At 67.6% G+C, this 17705-nt stretch carries 18 protein-coding genes and 1 pseudogene; 9 read left to right on the top strand and 10 right to left on the bottom strand.

Translation table 11 applies throughout. The features are described from left to right. Nucleotides 1-100 precede the first annotated feature (100 nt). The 7 genes and pseudogenes from gmhA (at nt 101) to waaA (ending at nt 6368) form a co-directional block, all read left to right on the top strand. Nucleotides 101-670 (top strand): D-sedoheptulose 7-phosphate isomerase, encoded by a 570-nt coding sequence (gmhA, locus tag C6P64_RS02555; RefSeq protein WP_105747028.1) that lies wholly within the window; start codon nt 101-103, stop codon nt 668-670. 8 nt (nt 671-678) lie between these two features. Beyond that, nucleotides 679-1620, top strand: coding sequence for a D-glycero-beta-D-manno-heptose-7-phosphate kinase (gene rfaE1 / locus C6P64_RS02550; protein WP_105747027.1), 942 nt, complete (start codon nt 679-681; stop codon nt 1618-1620). Continuing rightward, a pseudogene (gene rfaE2 / locus C6P64_RS18325) lies at nt 1617-2087 on the top strand (D-glycero-beta-D-manno-heptose 1-phosphate adenylyltransferase); the annotation flags it as partial. The gene rfaE1 and the pseudogene rfaE2, both read left to right, overlap by 4 nt. Then, nucleotides 2067-2669: a D-glycero-beta-D-manno-heptose 1,7-bisphosphate 7-phosphatase gene (gmhB, locus tag C6P64_RS02545; protein WP_281257936.1), complete on the top strand. Its 603-nt coding sequence runs from the start codon at nt 2067-2069 to the stop codon at nt 2667-2669. The pseudogene rfaE2 and the gene gmhB, both read left to right, overlap by 21 nt. A 59-nt stretch (nt 2670-2728) precedes the next feature. Further along, on the top strand, nt 2729-3784 hold the full coding sequence (locus tag C6P64_RS02540) for a glycosyltransferase family 9 protein (RefSeq protein ID WP_105747026.1): 1056 nt from the start codon (nt 2729-2731) through the stop codon (nt 3782-3784). Next, on the top strand, nt 3781-4875 hold the full coding sequence (locus C6P64_RS02535) for a glycosyltransferase (RefSeq protein WP_105747025.1): 1095 nt from the start codon (nt 3781-3783) through the stop codon (nt 4873-4875). Before C6P64_RS02540 ends, C6P64_RS02535 begins: the two co-directional genes overlap by 4 nt. Nucleotides 4876-5051: 176 nt before the next feature. Then, nucleotides 5052-6368, top strand: coding sequence for a lipid IV(A) 3-deoxy-D-manno-octulosonic acid transferase (gene waaA, locus C6P64_RS02530; RefSeq protein ID WP_105747024.1), 1317 nt, complete (start codon nt 5052-5054; stop codon nt 6366-6368). Nucleotides 6369-6433: 65 nt separating this feature from the next. On the opposite strand, the gene C6P64_RS02525 is transcribed toward waaA, so the two are convergent. After that, nucleotides 6434-7816, bottom strand: a complete 1383-nt coding sequence (locus C6P64_RS02525; RefSeq protein WP_105747023.1) for a phosphomannomutase/phosphoglucomutase — start codon at nt 7814-7816, stop codon at nt 6434-6436. Nucleotides 7817-7924: 108 nt separating this feature from the next. Between C6P64_RS02525 and C6P64_RS02520 the strand changes: the two genes are divergently transcribed. Then, entirely contained in the window at nt 7925-8434 is a 510-nt protein-coding gene (locus C6P64_RS02520; protein WP_281257934.1) for a methylated-DNA--[protein]-cysteine S-methyltransferase, read from the top strand. Further along, the gene (locus C6P64_RS02515; RefSeq protein WP_245911602.1) at nt 8431-9330 is read left to right on the top strand and encodes a DMT family transporter; all 900 of its coding nucleotides are present in this window, start codon (nt 8431-8433) and stop codon (nt 9328-9330) included. The genes C6P64_RS02520 and C6P64_RS02515 overlap by 4 nt, the downstream gene beginning before the upstream one ends. Here C6P64_RS02515 and C6P64_RS02510 read toward each other — a convergent pair. The 9 genes from C6P64_RS02510 to gloA2 all read right to left on the bottom strand — a co-directional run bounded on the left by C6P64_RS02510 (nt 9308) and on the right by gloA2 (nt 17555). Further along, nucleotides 9308-9535 (bottom strand): PsiF family protein, encoded by a 228-nt coding sequence (locus C6P64_RS02510; protein ID WP_342747507.1) that lies wholly within the window; start codon nt 9533-9535, stop codon nt 9308-9310. The genes C6P64_RS02515 and C6P64_RS02510 overlap by 23 nt on opposite strands. A gap of 47 nt (nt 9536-9582) precedes the next feature. Continuing rightward, nucleotides 9583-9924 (bottom strand): integration host factor subunit alpha, encoded by a 342-nt coding sequence (locus tag C6P64_RS02505; RefSeq protein WP_105747020.1) that lies wholly within the window; start codon nt 9922-9924, stop codon nt 9583-9585. Between the two features lie 11 nt (nt 9925-9935). After that, complete coding sequence (gene pheT, locus C6P64_RS02500) at nt 9936-12356, bottom strand: phenylalanine--tRNA ligase subunit beta (RefSeq protein ID WP_105747019.1); 2421 nt, start codon at nt 12354-12356, stop codon at nt 9936-9938. Between the two features lie 34 nt (nt 12357-12390). Next, the gene (gene pheS, locus C6P64_RS02495; protein WP_105747018.1) at nt 12391-13461 is read right to left on the bottom strand and encodes a phenylalanine--tRNA ligase subunit alpha; all 1071 of its coding nucleotides are present in this window, start codon (nt 13459-13461) and stop codon (nt 12391-12393) included. Nucleotides 13462-13571: 110 nt separating this feature from the next. Then, nucleotides 13572-13931 carry a 50S ribosomal protein L20 gene (rplT, locus tag C6P64_RS02490; RefSeq protein ID WP_105747017.1) on the bottom strand — a complete coding sequence of 120 codons (360 nt, stop codon included), beginning with the start codon at nt 13929-13931 and terminating at the stop codon, nt 13572-13574. Nucleotides 13932-13956: 25 nt separating this feature from the next. Next, nucleotides 13957-14160, bottom strand: coding sequence for a 50S ribosomal protein L35 (gene rpmI, locus C6P64_RS02485; RefSeq protein ID WP_105729206.1), 204 nt, complete (start codon nt 14158-14160; stop codon nt 13957-13959). A gap of 177 nt (nt 14161-14337) precedes the next feature. After that, nucleotides 14338-14946, bottom strand: coding sequence for a translation initiation factor IF-3 (gene infC, locus C6P64_RS02480; RefSeq protein WP_281257935.1), 609 nt, complete (start codon nt 14944-14946; stop codon nt 14338-14340). A gap of 95 nt (nt 14947-15041) precedes the next feature. Next, nucleotides 15042-16949 carry a threonine--tRNA ligase gene (gene thrS / locus C6P64_RS02475; protein ID WP_105747015.1) on the bottom strand — a complete coding sequence of 636 codons (1908 nt, stop codon included), beginning with the start codon at nt 16947-16949 and terminating at the stop codon, nt 15042-15044. A gap of 222 nt (nt 16950-17171) precedes the next feature. Beyond that, nucleotides 17172-17555 (bottom strand): SMU1112c/YaeR family gloxylase I-like metalloprotein, encoded by a 384-nt coding sequence (gene gloA2 / locus C6P64_RS02470; protein ID WP_105747014.1) that lies wholly within the window; start codon nt 17553-17555, stop codon nt 17172-17174. Nucleotides 17556-17705: the final 150 nt, after the last annotated feature.

The raw sequence follows: 17705 nt of genomic DNA, 5'->3' as shown, positions 1-17705 counted from the left end.
TGAGGCCACCTGCCATGGATCAGCCGGATCGGGCGCGGCAGAGGCCGGCCGGCTGCCGTTTAGCCTGACAATAGCGGGATTGCATGTCTGGCAACCCGTCATGAATTCCCTCTTTTTGCACAATCTGGCTGAGCAGGTCGCCCTGCTCCAGTCCCTGCAGCCCCTGGATGGCGCAGTCAGCCAAGCGGCCGCCATCGCCACGCAATCGCTGCGCGCCGGCGGCAAGCTGATGTTCTGCGGCAATGGCGGCTCGGCAGCCGACAGCCAGCATCTGGCGGCCGAGCTGACCGGCCGCTTCATCAAGGACCGCCGGCCGCTGGCTGCCATCGCGCTGTCGACCGACACCTCGGCGCTGACCTGCATCGCCAACGACTACTCGTTCGACGAGGTGTTCGCGCGCCAGGTCCAGGGCCTGGGTCGTGCCGGCGATGTGCTGATCGGGATCTCGACCTCGGGCAATTCGCGCAACGTGATCCGCGCGGTCGAGGACGCCCGGGGTGCCGGCATCCAGGTGATCGGCCTGCTGGGCCGCGATGGCGGCGCGCTGCGCGAGCTGTGCGACCTGGCGATCGTGGTACCGAGCCAGGTGACGGCGCGCATCCAGGAATCCCATATCCTGATCGGCCACACCCTGTGCGGCCTGATCGAACAGCAACTCGGCCTGGTGTGAGCGTGGCAATGACCGTGAATTCCTGTCCTGAACAAGCGGCACTGGCGGCGCGCCGCGTGCTGGTGGTCGGCGACGTGATGCTCGACCGCTACTGGTTCGGCGCCGTCGAGCGCATCTCGCCCGAGGCGCCGGTGCCGGTGCTGCATGTGCAGCGCGAGCAGGACCGCCTGGGCGGCGCGGCCAACGTCGCGCTCAACGTCAAGACCCTGGGCGGCCAGGTCACGCTGCTGAGCATGCTCGGCCAGGACGAAGCCGCGCAGCGGCTGCAGCACCTGCTGCACCAGCAAGGCATCGCGACCGTGCTGGGCCAGGACGCGCGCCTGCAGACCATCGTCAAGCTGCGCGTGATCGGGCGCAACCAGCAGCTGCTGCGCATCGACTTCGAGCAGGAGCCCGGGCATGAGGTGCTGGCGCAGATGCTGGCCGACTTCGAGCGCGAGCTGCCGCGGCACGACGTGGTGCTGTTCTCGGACTACGGCAAGGGCGGGCTGGCGCATATCCCGCGCATGATCGAGCTCGCGCGCGCCGCCGGCAAGCCGGTGCTGGTCGATCCCAAGGGCAGCGACTACGCGCGCTACCAGGGCGCGAGCCTGATCACGCCCAACCGCTCCGAGCTGATGCAGGTGGTGGGCAGCTGGCAGGACGAGGCCGAGCTCGAGCGCAAGGCGCAGGGCCTGCGCGAGCGCCTGGGCCTGCAGGCGCTGCTGCTGACCCGGTCCGAGGAAGGCATGTCGCTGTTCGAGCCCGACCGGGTGTCCCATGTCAAGGCCCAGGTGCGCGAGGTGGCCGATGTCACCGGCGCCGGCGACACCGTGATCGCGACCATGGCGCTGATGCTGGCCTGCGGCCAGCCGCTGGGTCGGGCGATGGAGATCGCCAACCGCGCCGGCGGCCTGGTGGTGGCCAAGTTCGGCACCGCCACCGTCAGCTACGAGGAGCTGTTCGCATGAGCGCCCTGACAGACAAGGTCTGCCCGCGCGCGGAGCTGCCCGCGCGGCTGGCGACATTGCCGCGCCCGCTGGTCTTCACCAACGGCGTGTTCGACGTGCTGCACCGCGGCCATGTCAACTACCTGCACCAGGCGGCCGCGCTCGGCGGCTCGCTGATCGTGGCGGTCAACTCGGACAGCTCGGCCCGCATGCTGGGCAAGGGCCCGGACCGGCCGCTCAACAAGGCCGAGGACCGCGCCGCCGTGCTGGCCGGGCTGGCCTCGGTGGCGCTGGTGACCTTCTTCGACGAGCGCACGCCAGTCGAACTGATCAAGGAAATCAGGCCCGACCTCTATGTCAAGGGTGGCGACTACGACATGGAAACGCTCGAGGAAACCCGGGTCGTGCGCAGCTGGGGCGGCGACGCGCTGGCGATTCCCTTCGTCGACGGCTATTCGACCACCGCGCTGGTCAAGCGCATCCGTGCCGGCGATGGCGCAGGCGCCAGCGCGGCGGCCCCGCGCAAGGCCGCCTTCCTGGACCGCGACGGCGTGATCAACCTGGACCGGGCCTATGTCAGCCGCTGGGAGGATTTCGAGTTCGTGCCGGGCGCCATCGACGCCATGCGCCGGCTGAAAACCGCCGGCTACGCGCTGGTGGTGGTGACCAACCAGTCGGGCATCGCGCGCGGCTACTACTCCGAGGCGCAATACCAGGCCTTGACCGACGCCATGCAGCAGGCGCTGGCTGAGGCCGGCGCGGCAGTCGATGCGGTCTACCATTGCCCGCACCACCCCAAGGGCCAACTGGCCGAACTGGCCATCGACTGCGACTGCCGCAAGCCCGCGCCCGGCATGATCCTGCGCGCGGCCAGGGAACTGAACCTGTCGCTGGCCGACTCGATCCTGGTCGGCGACAAGCCGTCCGACATCGAGGCCGCACGCGCCGCCGGCATCGGCCGGGCCTACATCGTGCAGTCGGACAATGCAGAATCCGGCCCGGGGCTGGCCGGAGCCGATGCCGCCCATGCCGACCTGCAAGCCTGCGTCGCGGCGCTGCTGCCGGACTGAACCGCCTCTGCCGGCCTGGGCAGCGACGCTGCCCGATCCCCCCATCCCAGCCCTGATCCATGACCGCACAACGCTTCCTGATCGTCCGCACCTCTGCCATCGGCGATGTCGTCTTTGCCTCGGCATTGCCGGCCGCTCTGCGGCGGACCTACCCGGATGCCCATATCGCCTGGATGGTCGAGCCGGGCATCCACGAACTCCTGCTCGCCGATCCGGACATCGACGAAGTCATCGTCTGGCCCAAGGCCGATTGGAAGAAGCTCTGGCAGAGCGGGCAGTACCAGGAGCTGGCGCGCCAGTTCCTGGCCTTCCGCTCGGCATTGCGGGCACGCCGCTTCGACGTGGCGCTGGATCTGCAGGGCCTGTTCAAGAGCGGCTTGCTGGCCTGGCTGTCAGGCGCCAGGCGCAGGGTCGGGCTCGGCTCCAAGGAGGGCAGCCAGTGGCTGATGACTGAAAAGTTGCCCCGGGCTGGAGACAAGCGGCGCCTGGGCTCGGAGTACCGCTTCCTGGCCGAGCAACTGGGGCTCGAGGTCGGGGACTTCCTGCCTCGCCTCCATGTGGGCCAACAGGCCCAGGAGCGGGTAGCGTCCCTGCTGGAGCAGCACGGACTCGGCAAGGGACGCTATGCCGTGCTGGCCCCCTTCACGACCCGACCGCAGAAACACTGGTTCGAGGACAACTGGCGCGCCTTGATCTCGCGCCTGCAGGCATCGACGGGGCTGGTGCCCGTGATACTGGGCGGACCAGCCGATGTCGAGGCCGCGCAGCGCATTGCGGCAGGCGCCCCTGGCATTGTCAACCTGGCCGGCCAGACCCGGCTACCGGAAGCCGCGGCACTGGTCAGCCAGGCCGGGCTGCTGATCGGCGTCGACACCGGACTGACCCACATGGGGGCGGCGTTCGCTACGCCGACCGTGGCCCTGTTCGGCTCCACCTGCCCCTACCTTGAAACCGGGCGCGCCAATGCACGCGTCATCTGGCTGGGACTGGAATGCTCGCCTTGCCGGCGCCACCCCACTTGCGGCGGAGCTTTCCAATGCCTGCGCGAGATCACCGCCGAACGGGTGCTAGAGACCGCCACCCAGCTCCTCTCCACGAACGCGATCAAAGCATGAAAACACTTCACATCGAGATGGGTCGCCACCGCCTGGGCGGAACGATGCAGGTCTACTACCTGTTGCGCGGACTCAAGGCGCTGGGCGTTCCGGCGTCGCTGGTCTGCCCGGTCAACAGCCCGCTGCATCAACTGGCCCTGCAGGAAGGCCTGACGGTGCATGCCGTCCCCTTCGCCGGTGACCATGACCTGCTGTTCATCCCCCGGCTGCTGCGCATTCTCAAGCAAGAGCAGCCCGACATCGTGCATATCCACAGCCGCCGTGGCGCCGATACGCTCGGACTGGTGGCCGCCAAGCTGGCAGGCGGCGCCAAGGTGATCATTTCGCGCCGCGTCGACGACCCGATCCGCCTCAACGGGTTCAATCGGTTGCGCTATGTGCGTTTGCCCGACCGGGTGGTGACCGTCTCGAAGGGGATCGCGCGCGTGCTGGAGGCGGCAGGCGTCCCGGCCGCGAAGATCAGGCAGGTCTACAGCGCGATCGACTTCAAGAGCTACCAGTCGCCGCTGGATGTCCCCACGGCACGCCAGCGCCTCGAGCTGCCGCCAGCAGTCCCGGTATTGGCCGTCATCGCGCAATTGATCCCACGCAAGGGCCACCGCTTTCTGCTCGAGGCCTTGCCGACGATACTGGCCAGCCACCCGGACACGCAGGTGCTGTTCGTCGGCGAAGGCGCCGATGAGGCCAGGCTGCGCGAGCAGATGAGCCGGCTCGGCCTGTCCGGCCATGTGCGCTTCCTGGGCTATCGCAACGACATCGGCGACATCCTGCGTGCCTGCGACCTGCTGGTACACCCGGCCACCATGGAGGGCTTTGCCAATGTGGCGATGCAGGCCATGGCCGCAGGCCTGCCCGTGGTCTCGAGCGCCGTGGGCGGCATGCCGGAGTCTGTGCGTGATGGCGTCACGGGTCTTCTGGTGCCGCCGCAAGATCCGGCGCTGCTGGCAGCAGCCATCCTGCGGCTGCTGGACGACCCGGCCCTGCGCCGGCAACTGGGCGAGCGGGGCAAGGCCATCGTCGAGAACGAGTTCAACACCGATGCCATGGTCAAGGGCAACCTGGCCGTCTACGAAGAACTGCTGAGATCCTGAGTCGTGCCAGGGCGGCCGGGCCCGGGACCGGCCTTCCTGCCCGTGCCGAAAGAATGACCCTGGCCTGGCTGCCCAGCAGGTCGCCGCCGCACCGCGGCGCCCCTTCCTGACCCGGGCAGGCCATGGAGTCTGCCATTGCAATCGCCTGTGCCGCCTGTAGACCCGCCAACCTATCCATGACCCGCCTGCTCTATTCCATCCTGCTGCTGCTGCTGACCCCGCTGGCCCTGCTGCGGCTCTGGCTGCGCGGCCGGGGCAACCCCGACTACCGCAAGCGCTGGGGCGAGCGGCTCGGCCTGGTGCCGGTGCTGCCCGCACGGCAGCGCCTCTGGGTGCATGCGGTCTCGGTCGGCGAGACGATAGCCGCCGCGCCGCTGCTGCGCGCCTGGCAGGCCGCCCACCCCGACTGGGCGCTGCTGGTCACTACCACGACGCCGACCGGATCGGCCCAGGTGCGGCGGATGTTCGGCGACAGCGTCGAGCATTGCTACCTGCCCTTCGACCTGCCCTGGCTGGTCGGCATGTTCCTGCGCCGCAGCCAGCCGACGCTGGCCATCGTGATGGAGACCGAGATCTGGCCCAATCTCTACGCCGGCGCCCAGCGCCGCGGTCTGCCGCTGATCATGGCCAATGCGCGGCTGTCCGACCGCTCCTTCAAGGCCTACCAGCGCTTGCGCTGGCTGGTCGGCCCGACCTTGCGGCGGGTCGCGCTGATCGCGGCGCGCGGGCGCGAGGATGCCGAGCGCTTCGTCGCACTCGGTGCGGCGGCGGACCAGGTCGAAGCCTTGGGCAACCTCAAGTTCGACCTCGAGCGCTCGCCGCAGGTGATCGCGACAGGCCGGGCCTGGCGCGACTGGCTCGGCCACAGCCGTCCGGTCTGGATCGCCGCCAGCACCCATCCGGGCGAGGAGGAACAGGTGCTGGACGCGCACCGGCAATTGCTGCAACAGCAGCCACAGGCGCTGCTGCTGCTGGCGCCGCGCCACCCGGAGCGCACCGAAGCCGTGCTGGCCATGGTGCAGGCCACCGGCCTGCAAGCGCTACGCCGCAGCGGACTCGGCCCCGCTCTGCAGCCGCCGCCAGCCGGACTGCCGGCCCCTGGTACCGGAGCCGTGCTGGTGGTCGACACCCTGGGCGAGCTGATGGGCTTCTACGCCGCCAGCGATATCGCCTATGTCGGCGGCAGCCTGGTGCCCAACGGCGGCCACAACCCGCTCGAGCCGCTGGTGCTCGACCGCACCGTGCTCAGCGGGCCGCAGGTGTTCAACTTCCGCGAAGTCTATGCCGAGCTGCAGGCGCTTGACGCCGTGACGCTGGTGGACTCGGCCAAGGCACTCGGCGACGCGCTTGGCACGGCCTTCGGCCAGGGCTTGCCTGCCCCGGCTGCGAGTCCGGCAGCCAATCCGGCCGTCGCCGGCTGGATGCGCCAGAACCAGGGCAGCACCGCGCGGCTGATCGAGCGCGCGCAGCGGCTGGCCGGCCTGTCGGCCTGAGCCCCAAGCGATGGCGCCGGCAGACGAAGCGCTGCCGGCCGATCAATTCAAGGGCCGAAGGACTCTCAGTGCGCCGAAGCCCCGACCACCGCGTCGGGCTTGACGCGCTTGAGCAGCGCCAGCATCTCGGCCTCGATGCGGTGCAGCGCGTCCTGGGTCTGGCCCTCGAAGCGCAGCACCAGCACCGGCGTCGTGTTCGAGGCACGGATCAGGCCGAAGCCGTCCGGCCAGTCCACGCGCAGGCCGTCGATGGTGTTGACCTGGGCCGGTGCGTCGAAGCTGGCGATCGCCTGCAGCTGGGCCACCAGCTGGTGCTGCTCGCCGTCGCCGACTGCCACGTTGAGCTCGGGGGTGGAGAAGCTGGTCGGCAGGCCTTCGAGCAGCGCGCCCGGATTGGCATGGCGGCTGAGAATCTCGAGCAGGCGCGCGCCGGCATAGCTGCCGTCGTCGAAGCCGTACCAGCGCTCCTTGAAGAAGATATGGCCGCTCATCTCGCCGCCCAGCGGCGAAGCGACTTCCTTCATCTTGGCCTTGATCAGCGAGTGGCCGGTCTTGTGCATCAGCGGCACGCCGCCGGCTTCGCGGATCGCCGGTGCCAGGCGCTGGCTGCACTTGACGTCATAGACGATCTGGCCGCCGGGCACGCGGCTCAGCACGTCCTGCGCGAACAGCATCATCTGGCGGTCCGGGTAGATGTTCTGGCCGCTCGGCGTGACGATGCCGAGTCGGTCGCCGTCACCGTCGAAAGCCAGGCCGAGCTCGGCACCGGTCTCGGCCAGCTTGGCGATCAGGTCGCGCAGGTTCTCGGGCTTGGAGGGATCGGGATGGTGGTTCGGGAATTCGCCATCGACCTCGCTGAACAGCTCGATCACCTCGCAGCCGAGCGCGCGGAACAGCTGCGGCGCCGAGGCACCGGCGACACCGTTGCCGCAATCGACCACGAGCTTGAGCGGGCGTGCCAGTTTGACATCGGAAACGATGCGCGCGATGTAGTCGTCCTGGATCGCGACCTGGCGCACGCTGCCGCCGGCGCGGCGCGGCGCGTCCTCGGCCTCGATCGCCTGGCGCAGCGCCTGGATCTCGTCGCCGTAGATGGCGCGACCGGCCAGCACCATCTTGAAGCCGTTGTGGTGCTTGGGATTGTGGCTGCCAGTGACCTGGATGCCGGAATTGCACAGCACATTCGCCGCGTAGTAGGTCATGGGCGTGGTGACCATGCCGATGTCGATCACCTGCACCCCGGCCTCGACCAGGCCCTCGATCAGCGCGGCGGCCAGCTCGGGGCTGCTCAGGCGGCCATCGCGGCCGACCGCGACCAGGGTCTCGCCCAGGCCAAGCGCACGGGCGCCGAAGGCCAGGCCCAGCGCGCGCGCGAAGCCGGGATTGAGCGCGTCGGGCACGACACCGCGGATATCGTAGGCCTTGAAGGCCGTGGCAAGAACTTGCATGAACTGGAATGCCTCTGGTTGAAATGCTCACCATTGTAGGAAATCTCACTGGCTGATCCATGACAGTCCTGGGCGTATGATGGCGAACCACGATCCGTCCCGATAAACTTGTCCACTACCGCCCTTCATTCGACCCGCTGGCACAGCCCCGTCGGCGAGCTGCTGCTGGTCTGCCACGAGCAAGCGCTGTGCGGCTGCTGGTTCGGCGACCAGCAAGGCATTCCGGACTGGGCCGCCTCGGCACAGGAGCAGCCCGACCACCCGCAGCTGATCCGCGCGCGCGACCAGCTGCAAGCCTATTTCGACGGCCAGCGGCGCGAGTTCGAGCTGCCGCTCGACAGCTCGCAAGGCACCGAGTTCCAGCAGGCAGTCTGGCAGGCGCTGAGCCGGATTCCCTACGGCCACACCGTCCCGTACGGCCAGCTCGCGCAGGCACTGGGACGGCCGCGCGCGGTGCGCGCGCTCGGGGCGGCGGTCGGACGCAACCCGCTGGCCATCTTCCTGCCTTGCCACCGCGTCATCGGCGCCGACGGCAGCCTGACCGGCTACACCGGCGGACTGGCGCGCAAGACCTTCCTGCTCCAGCACGAGCAAGCCCAAGCCCTGCTTTTCCCTTGAAGTTCCACCGATCCCTGAGCGCAGACTTCCTGCTGCTGGCCGCTGCCTGGGGCAGCTCCTTCCTGTTCATGCGCCTGGGCGCGCTCGAGTTCGGTGCCTGGAGCACCGCCGGCCTGCGCATCGTCATTGCCGCGCTGGCCATGCTGCCGCTGCTGCTGTTGCGCTGCGACCTGCAACTGGTGCGGCGCAAGGCGGTCCCGCTGCTGCTGATCGGCATGCTCAATACCGGCATACCGTTTGCACTCTACTGCTACGCGCTGCAGCACATCAGCACCGGGCTGACCTCGATACTGAATGCGAGTTCGCCGCTGTTCGGCGCACTGGTGGCCTGGATCTGGCTGCGCGAGGCGCCCAGCCGCTGGCGCCTGCTCGGGCTGGCACTGGGCTTTGTCGGCATCACCTTGCTGTCCTGGAACAAGGTCAGCGCGGGCAGCGAGCAGACTGGCTGGGCCGTGCTGGCCTGCCTGGGCGCCACGCTCTGCTACGGCATCGCGGCGAGCTGCACGCGCAAATACCTGGAGGGGGTGCCGCCGCTGGCCATCGCCTCGGCCAGCCTGATCGGTGCCGCCCTGCTGCTCGCACTGCCGACGGCCTGGTACTGGCCGACCCGGAGCCCGGGGCTGACAGCCTGGGGCGCCTTGATCGTGCTCGGACTGGTCTGCACCGCCTGGGCCTACATACTGTTCTACCGGCTGATCGCGCAAGCCGGCCCGGCCAAGGCGCTGACCGTGACCTTCATGGTGCCGCTGTTCGCGCTGCTCTATGGCGCGCTGCTGCTGGGCGAACCGATCACGCCAGCGATGGTCGGCTACGGGCTGGTGATCCTGCTCGGCGTCGCGCTCTCGACCGAGTTCATCCAGCCCGAGCGCTGGCTCAGGCGCCAGCCGCGTCCTTGACGCATTTCTTGACGAAGCTGTTCTTGGCCGCGCCAGCCAGCTTCTTCTCGCCCGCCTGAGCTTCACAGGCCGCAGCCTGCGCGTCCTTCTCGCATTTCTTCATGAAGCTGTTCTTGGCCGCGCCGGCCAGCTTCTTCTCGGCGGCAGTGGCGCTGCAGCTCGGCCCCTCGGCGGCGGCCGAGAAAGCGATCAGGGACGAAAACAAGGCAAGAAGAACCGGCTTGAGCATGATCGACGCTTTCGTGACAGTGGTCAGACGGCGGCGGCCGGGGACCCGGACTGCACCGCCTCCTTGAGCTTGGGGCTCGCGTGGAAGGTTACCACGCGGCGTGCGTCGATCGCCACCACCTCGCCGGTGCGCGGATTGCGCCCCGGACGCGGCGCCTTGGTGCGCAGCTGGAAGTTGCCAAAGCCCGAGATCTTGACATCCTGGCCCTCGACCAGGGTCTCGGCGATCAGCTCGAAGAAGCCGTCGACCATGTCCTTGGACTCGCGCTTGTTGAGGCCGATCTGCTCGAACAGGATCTCGGACAGCTGGGCCTTGGTCAGGGCGTTGCCGCCCTGCTCTTCGCCTGGGTGCTCGTTGTGCAGCATGGCGATTCCTTTCAACGCAGTCGCGCGCCGACCTGCTGCTGCAGCGCCGCCAGCGCCGCCTGCACCACGCCGTCGATCTGCTCGTCGGTCAGCGTCGCCTCGACGCCCTCGAGCGTCAGGCGCACGGCCAGGCTCTTCTCGTCGGCTGCCAGTCCCGGCGCCTCGACGCCCTTCTTGGCGCGGTAGACGTCGAACAGCACGGCCGACTTGAGCAGGCCCTGCGCGTCCGAGCCGCGGATGGCGGCCATCAGCGCGGCATGCGTGACCGACTCCTTGACCACCACGGCCAGGTCGCGCTCGACCGGCTGGTGGCGCGCCACCGGCTGCGCCTTGGCGATGTCGCGCGCCAGCACGGCGGGCAGGTCGAGCTCGAACAGCACCGGAGCCTGCTGCCAGCCCTCGGCCTGGCGCCAGCGCGGATGCAGCTCGCCGACGAAGCCGATCGCCACGCCGTCGAGCAGCACGCGCGCGCAACGGCCCGGATGCATGGCCGGATGCTCGGCCGCTTCGAAGACGGGAACGCGCGGCGCCAACAGCGCCTCGACATCGCCCTTGACATCGAAGAAATCGACCGCGCGCGCCGGTGCGCCCCATTGCTGCTGCTCGGCATCGCCCCAGGCCAGCGCGGCAACGCGCATCGGCTGGTCGAAGCCGGCCACCGTGGTCTCGCTGTCGAGCACGCTGGCATCCTTGCGGAACACGCGGCCGAGCTCGAACACGCGCACGCGCGCGGCCTTGCGGTCGGTGTTGAACTTGAGCACGTTGAGCAGGCTGCCCAGCAGCGAACTGCGCATCACGCTCAAGTGGCTGGCGATCGGGTTCAGCAGCTTGATCGGATCGGTGTTGCCGGCGTAGTCGCGCTCCCAGCGCTCCTCGACGAAGCTGAAGTTGATCGTCTCCTGGTAGCCCTGCTGCGCGAGCTGGCGGCGCAAGGCAAAGGCGCCACGGCGGCTCTCGGGGCGGACCTGGGCCGTCACGGGCGCCTGCGGCGGGGTGTGCGGCAGGTTCTCGTAGCCGATCACGCGCGCGACTTCCTCGATCAGGTCTTCCTCGATCTGCAGGTCGAAGCGGAACGACGGCGGCGTCACGGTCACGCTGCCCTCGCCTTCGGTCACCGGCAGGCTCAGGCTGCGCAGCGCGTCGGCGCATTGCTGCTGGCTCAAGTCCATGCCGATCACCTTGCAGGCGCGCGCCACGCGCAGCGTCACCGGCTTGGCTTCGGGAACATTGACGATCTGGTCGACCACCGGGCCGACCTCGCCGCCGCAGATCTGCACTACCAGCTCGGAGATGCGCTCGAGGTGCTCGACGATCTGCTGCGGGTCGACGCCGCGCTCGAAACGATGGCCGGCGTCGGTGCTGAAGTTGAAGCGGCGCGAACGGCCCGCGATCGCCTTCGGCCACCAGAACGCGGCCTCGACGAAGACATTGCGCGTGTCGTCGCCGACCGCAGTGGCATCGCCACCCATGATGCCGGCCAGCGACTCGACCGCCTGCGAATCGGCGATCACGCCGACCTGCTCGTCGAGCGTGACGGTGTTGCCGTTGAGCAGCTTGAGCTGCTCGCCCGCCTTGCCCCAGCGCACCTGCAGCCCGCCGTGGATCTTGTCCAGGTCGAAGATGTGCGACGGACGACCGAGCTCGAACATCACGTAGTTCGAGATGTCGACCAGGGCCGACACGCTGCGCTGGCCGCAGCGCGCCAGCCGCTCGACCATCCAGGTCGGGGTCTGCGCCTGCGGGTTGATGCCCTTGATGACGCGGCCGGCAAAGCGACCGCACAAATCGGCGGCCTGCACCTCGACCGGCAGGGTATCGGCAATCTGCGGCGCCAGGGTCGGGAAGCTGGGGGTCTTGAGCGGGGCGCCGGTCAGCGCGGCGACTTCGCGCGCGATGCCGTAGACGCTCAGGCAATGCGCCAGGTTGGGCGTGAGCTTGAGCGTGAACAGCTGGTCGTCGAGCTTGAGGTAGTCGCGGATGTTGGCTCCGACCGGGGCATCGGCGGGCAGCTCGAGCAGGCCGGCGTTCTCTTCCGACAGCTTCAATTCGCGCGCCGAGCACAGCATGCCGAAGCTCTCGACGCCGCGCAGCTTGCCCTTGCCGATCTTGAACGGCTTGCCGTCCTCGCCCGGCGGCAGCTCGGCGCCGACCAGCGCGGCCGGCACCTTGATGCCGACGCGCGCGTTCGGCGCGCCGCAGACGATCTGCAGCGGCTCGGCCTGGCCGACATCGACCTTGCAGACGCGCAGGCGATCGGCGTTCGGGTGCTGCTCGGCCTCGACGATGGTGCCGACAACGATGCTGGAGAAAGGCGGCGCGACGGGAAGGAGCTCCTCGACCTCCAGGCCGGCCATGGTCAGCTTGTCGGCCAGCTCCTGGCTGGACAGCGGCGGGTTGCAGAACTCACGCAGCCACGATTCGGGGAATTGCATAACTCTCTACTCTCTCGAAAAGGGATTGGCGCGATCAGCGGAACTGGCTCAGGAAGCGGATGTCGCCGTCGAAGAACAGGCGCAGGTCGTTGACGCCGTAGCGCAGCATGGTCAGCCGGTCCGGGCCCATGCCGAAGGCGAAGCCGATGTAGCGCTCGGGGTCGAGACCCATGTTGCGCACCACGTTCGGGTGCACCTGGCCGCAGCCGCCCACCTCCAGCCAGCGCCCGGCCAGCGGACCGCTCGCGAACGCGATGTCGATCTCGGCACTCGGCTCGGTGAAGGGGAAGAAGCTCGGACGGAAGCGCAGCACCAAGTCGTCCGACTCGAAGAAGGTGCGGCAGAAGTCGGTGAAGACGAACTTCAGGTCCTTGAAGCTGATGGCCTCGCCGATCCACAGGCCTTCGCACTGGTGGAACATCGGCGAATGGGTCGCGTCGCTGTCGACGCGGTAGGTGCGGCCCGGCACGATGACGCGGATCTCGGGCATCTCGCCAGCAAACGGCTGGTCGGCCGCGGCACCGGCCGCCTCGCGGTGGCGCTTGACATGCTGGACCGCATGGCGCACCTGCATCGGGCTGGTGTGGGTGCGCAGCAGGTTGGGCGCGTTCTCGCTGCCGCCTTCGACGTAGAAGGTGTCGTGCATCGAGCGCGCCGGGTGATCCTCGGGCGTGTTGAGCGCGGTGAAGTTGTACCAATCGCACTCGATCTCGGGACCGTCGGCGACCTCGAAGCCCATGGAGCCGAAGATGGCCTCGATGCGCTCGAGCGTCAGGCTGACCGGATGCAGGCCGCCATTGCCGCGCTGGCGGCCCGGCAGGGTCACGTCGAGCGACTCGGCCTGCAGCTGGCGCTGCAGCTCGGCCTCGGCCAGGGCGGCGCGGCGCTCGTTGAGGGCGGCCTCGATCTGCTGCTTGGCAACGTTGACGGCAGCGCCACGGGTCTTCTTCTCTTCCACGCTCAGGGCAGCCATGCCCTTCATGAGTTCGGTCACGCGACCGCTCTTGCCCAGGAACTGGGCCTTGGCGTTTTCCAGGTCGGCGGGGGTGGCGGCTTGCGCGAACAGTTCGCGCGCGGCGCTCACCAGGGCATCGAGGTCGTTCATCTCAACGGTCCAAAGCGGATTCTCGGAATCCAAATGAAAAAGGGCCAGTGCCTCACAGGCGCTGGCCCTCAAATGCTCGGGTTCTAGGTTGCGCTAAAACCCGGCGTCCATCAGGCGGCCAGCTTGGCCTTGACCTGCTCGACGATAGCAGCAAAAGCTGCCGGGTCGTTGACAGCCAGGTCGGCCAGCATCTTGCGGTCGACTTCGATCGAAGCCTTCTTCAGGCCGTTGGCGAACTGGCTGTAGGTCAGGCCCAGGGCGCGAGCACCGGCGTTGATACGAGCGATCCACAGACGGCGGAACACGCGCTTCTTGGCACGGCGGTCACGGTAGGCGTACTGACCAGCCTTCATCACCGCCTGTTTGGCGATGCGATAGACGTTGCCGCGGCGGCCGCGGAAACCTTTGGCCAGGGCCAGGACTTTCTTGTGACGGGCACGTGCGGTGACACCACGTTTGACGCGAGGCATAGTTCTCTCCTAGTTCGTCGTTGAATTACAGGCCCATGCCGGGCAGCATCTGTGCCATGTGACCCATATTGGTCTCATGGACATTCACTGCGCCGCGCAGATGGCGCTTGTTCTTGGTGGTCTTCTTGGTCAGGATGTGACGCTTGAAGGCTTGACCGCGCTTGACGGTGCCACCCGGACGAACGCGAAAACGTTTCTTCGCACTGCTCTTGGTCTTCATCTTGGGCATGGGAATGCTCCTTATGGTTTGTGCTCGTGAGGCGCCGCGAACCTGATCGCAGTCTTGTTGGCCCCGAGCCACTTGGTGTTGCGCCACGGCATCTGCCGCAGCACATTGCAGTGCAAAAGCACCGCGGGGTCCCGTCCGGCGACCAACCGGTCAGGACCCGAAAAAACTAAGCTAGGATCAGCTGGCGGCCGGAGCCGGTGCCGCGGCTTCCGCGGCCGGCTTGGCAGCGCCCGGCTTCTTGCGGCCCGGAGCGATCATCATGATCATCTGGCGGCCTTCGAGCTTGGGGAACTGCTCGACGATGATGGTGTCACCCAGCTCGTCGCGGATGCGCTGCAGCAGCGCCATGCCGATTTCCTGGTGCGTGATCTCGCGGCCGCGATAGCGCAGCGTGATCTTGCACTTGTCGCCGTCTTCCAGGAAGCGGCGCACGTTGCGCATCTTGATCTGGTAGTCGCCTTCGTCGGTACCGGGACGGAACTTGATTTCCTTGATCTCGATGACCGTCTGCTTGGCCTTCGCTTCCGCAGCCTTCTTCTGTTCCGCGTACTTGAACTTGCCGTAGTCGATCAGCCGGCAGACCGGCGGATTCGCCATGGCGGCAATTTCCACCAGGTCGACGTCCAGGTCACCCGCCATGCGCAGGGCTTCATGGATGCTGACGACGCCGATGGCTTCGCCATCAGGGCCGGTCAGGCGCACTTCGGGCGCCATGATCTCACGGTTCAAGCGATGCGCGCGCTCTTCGCGTTGGCGACGGTCGCGGAAGTTGGGGTTGGTAGCGATGGTAAGACCTCGATTCGTAAAGCCGCTGCGCGGCACAGGTGCCGCGCATGCCGATACCCAGGCGCAGTTATGGCGCCGGATTCAAGGCGGCAAGTTTAAGCCTTGTTGGCGATCTCCGCAAGGATGCGCGCGGAAAAATCTTCCAGCGCCAGCACGCCGAGGTCCTGGTTGCCGCGTGCGCGCACGGCCACCGCGCCGGCTTCCTTCTCCTTGTCGCCGACGACCAGGATGTAGGGCAGCTTCTTCATCGCGTGCTCGCGCACCTTGTAGTTGACCTTCTCGTTGCGCAGGTCGAGCGTGACGCGCAGGCCCAGGGCCTCGAGCTTGGCCGCCACCTCGCGGCAGTAGTCGGCCTGGTTGTCGGTGATGTTGAGCACCGCGACCTGGACTGGCGCCAGCCAGACCGGCAAGGCGCCGGCATGCTGCTCGATCAGGATGCCGATGAAGCGCTCCAGGCTGCCGACGATGGCGCGGTGCAGGATCACCGGGCGCTGGCGGCTGCCGTCCTCGGCCACGTACTCGGCGTCGAGGCGCTCGGACAGGTTGAAGTCGACCTGGATCGTGCCGCACTGCCATTCGCGGCCGATCGCATCTTTCAGCGTGTACTCGATCTTGGGACCGTAGAAGGCGCCGTCGCCCTCCGAGATCACGAACTCGCAGCCCGAATGGCGCAGGCTGGCCATCAGCGCCTGCTCGGCCTTGTCCCACAGCGCGTCGGAGCCGATGCGCGCGGCCGGACGGGTCGAGACCTTGTACAGGATGTCGGTGAAGCCGAAGTCGGCATAGACCTTCTTCAGCACCTGGGTGAAGGTGTCGCACTCGGCCAGGATCTGGTCCTCGGTGCAGAAGATATGGCCGTCATCCTGGGTGAAGCCGCGCACGCGCATGATGCCGTGCAGGCCGCCCGAGGGCTCGTTGCGGTGGCACTGACCGAACTCGCCGTAGCGCAGCGGCAGGTCGCGGTAGCTCTTGATGCCCTGCTTGTAGATCAGGATATGGCCCGGGCAGTTCATCGGCTTGAGCGCATAGTCGCGCTTTTCCGACTCGGTCACGAACATGTTGTCGCGGTACTTGTCCCAGTGGCCGGTCTTCTCCCACAGGCCCTGGTCCAGGATCTGCGGACCCTTGACCTCCTGGTAGCCATGGTCGCGGTAGACGCGGCGCATGTACTGCTCGACCTGCTGCCAGACGGTCCAGCCCTTGGGGTGCCAGAACACCAGGCCGGGCGCGTGGTCGTCGATGTGGAACAGGTCGAGCTCGCGACCCAGCTTGCGGTGGTCGCGCTTCTCGGCTTCCTCGAGGCGGGTCAGGTAGGCCTGCAGGTCATCCTTGCTGGCCCAGGCGGTGCCGTAGACGCGCTGCAGCATCTCGTTGCGGTGGTCGCCGCGCCAGTAGGCACCGGCCACCTTCATGAGCTTGAAATGCTTGAGCTTGCCGGTCGAAGGCACGTGCGGGCCGCGGCACAGGTCCTCGAAGGCGCCTTCGCGGTACAAGCTGACATCCTCGTTGCTCGGGATGCTGGCGATCAGCTCGGCCTTGTAGTGCTCGCCCAGGCCCTTGAAGTAGTCGACCGCCTCGTCGCGCGGCAGCACGCGGCGCACCACGGCCTCGTCCTTGTTGGCGAGCTCGGTCATCTTCTTCTCGATCGCGACCAGATCCTCGGGCGTGAACGGGCGCTTGTACGAGAAGTCGTAGTAGAAGCCGTTGTCGATCACCGGGCCGATGGTGACCTGCGCCTCCGGGAACAGCTGCTTGACCGCATAGGCCAGCAGGTGGGCGGTCGAGTGGCGGATCAGCTCCAGGCCGTCGGCGTCCTTGGCGGTGACGATGGCGAGTGCAGCATCCTGCTCGAGCAGATAGCTGGTATCGACCAGCTTGCCGTCAACCTTGCCGCCCAGCGCGGCCTTGGCCAGGCCGGAGCCGATCGAGGCGGCGACTTCGGCCACCGTGACCGGGCCGGGAAACTGGCGAAGCGAACCGTCGGGAAGCGTGATGTTCAACATAGGGGTGTCCAGAAACGGAAAACGCGGCCGGGGCCGCGCTGAGGAAAGTGGGTCAAGAGCAAGACCAGGGCAGACGCGAGCTGCCGCCCTTCACAGGGCAGTGGAAGTCTCCAGGGGAGTTCGCGGTGTCATAACCCGGGTGCCTTTCTCGCTCTTTTGAAATGCCAATGCCCGATTTTTACACAAAACGGCTGCCGACCTGCCGGCAACGCGGGCGCGGCCTCAGTCCTGGTACAGCTCCAGCGGCAGGCCGTCGGGGTCAGCAAAGAAGACAAAGCGGCGTCCGGTGTACTCGTCGACGCGGACTTCCTCGACCGCCACCCCGCGCGCCTCGAGCTCGGCCTTGCAGCGCGCGACGTCATCAACCGCGAAGGCCAGATGGCGCAGGCCGCAGGCTTCGGGGCGAGTCGGCCGGGCCGGCGGCTGCGGGAAGGAGAACAGCTCGATCTGGCTGCCGTCGGGCAGCGCCAGGTCGGTCTTGTACGACTGGCGCTCGGCGCGGTAATGCTCGGCGATCAGGCGCAGGCCCAGGGTTTCGGTATAAAAACGCAGGGAACGCTGGTAGTCGGAGCAGATGATGGCGATGTGATGGACGCGGCGCAACATACCCAACCAGTATAGATAAAAACCGGCTGCGGCCGGTCACTCGCAGGACGAACTGATGATCAGGGAGCGCTTGTGGGCCATCGCATCAGACATGCTCGGCCCCCAGTCGCTCTAGATGCTTCACAGCCCTGGCTAGGGCGTGTCATCAAT

Source organism: Malikia granosa (genome assembly GCF_002980595.1).
Taxonomy (GTDB): Bacteria; Pseudomonadota; Gammaproteobacteria; order Burkholderiales; family Burkholderiaceae_C; genus Malikia; species Malikia granosa.
This window is presented reverse-complemented; position numbering and strand designations above follow the sequence as displayed.

Excerpts from the sequence above, each read along its gene's own strand:
- gmhA (WP_105747028.1), top strand. The coding sequence starts at position 101 with ATGAATTCCCTCTTTTTGCACAATCTGGCTGAGCAGGTCGCCCTGCTC.
- rfaE1 (WP_105747027.1), top strand. The coding sequence starts at position 679 with ATGACCGTGAATTCCTGTCCTGAACAAGCGGCACTGGCGGCGCGCCGC.
- C6P64_RS02540 (WP_105747026.1), top strand. The coding sequence starts at position 2,729 with ATGACCGCACAACGCTTCCTGATCGTCCGCACCTCTGCCATCGGCGAT.
- C6P64_RS02535 (WP_105747025.1), top strand. The coding sequence starts at position 3,781 with ATGAAAACACTTCACATCGAGATGGGTCGCCACCGCCTGGGCGGAACG.
- waaA (WP_105747024.1), top strand. The coding sequence starts at position 5,052 with ATGACCCGCCTGCTCTATTCCATCCTGCTGCTGCTGCTGACCCCGCTG.
- C6P64_RS02525 (WP_105747023.1), bottom strand. The coding sequence starts at position 7,816 with ATGCAAGTTCTTGCCACGGCCTTCAAGGCCTACGATATCCGCGGTGTC.
- C6P64_RS02505 (WP_105747020.1), bottom strand. The coding sequence starts at position 9,924 with ATGCTGCACAACGAGCACCCAGGCGAAGAGCAGGGCGGCAACGCCCTG.
- pheT (WP_105747019.1), bottom strand. The coding sequence starts at position 12,356 with ATGCAATTCCCCGAATCGTGGCTGCGTGAGTTCTGCAACCCGCCGCTG.
- pheS (WP_105747018.1), bottom strand. The coding sequence starts at position 13,461 with ATGAACGACCTCGATGCCCTGGTGAGCGCCGCGCGCGAACTGTTCGCG.
- rplT (WP_105747017.1), bottom strand. The coding sequence starts at position 13,931 with ATGCCTCGCGTCAAACGTGGTGTCACCGCACGTGCCCGTCACAAGAAA.
- rpmI (WP_105729206.1), bottom strand. The coding sequence starts at position 14,160 with ATGCCCAAGATGAAGACCAAGAGCAGTGCGAAGAAACGTTTTCGCGTT.
- thrS (WP_105747015.1), bottom strand. The coding sequence starts at position 16,949 with ATGTTGAACATCACGCTTCCCGACGGTTCGCTTCGCCAGTTTCCCGGC.
- gloA2 (WP_105747014.1), bottom strand. The coding sequence starts at position 17,555 with ATGTTGCGCCGCGTCCATCACATCGCCATCATCTGCTCCGACTACCAG.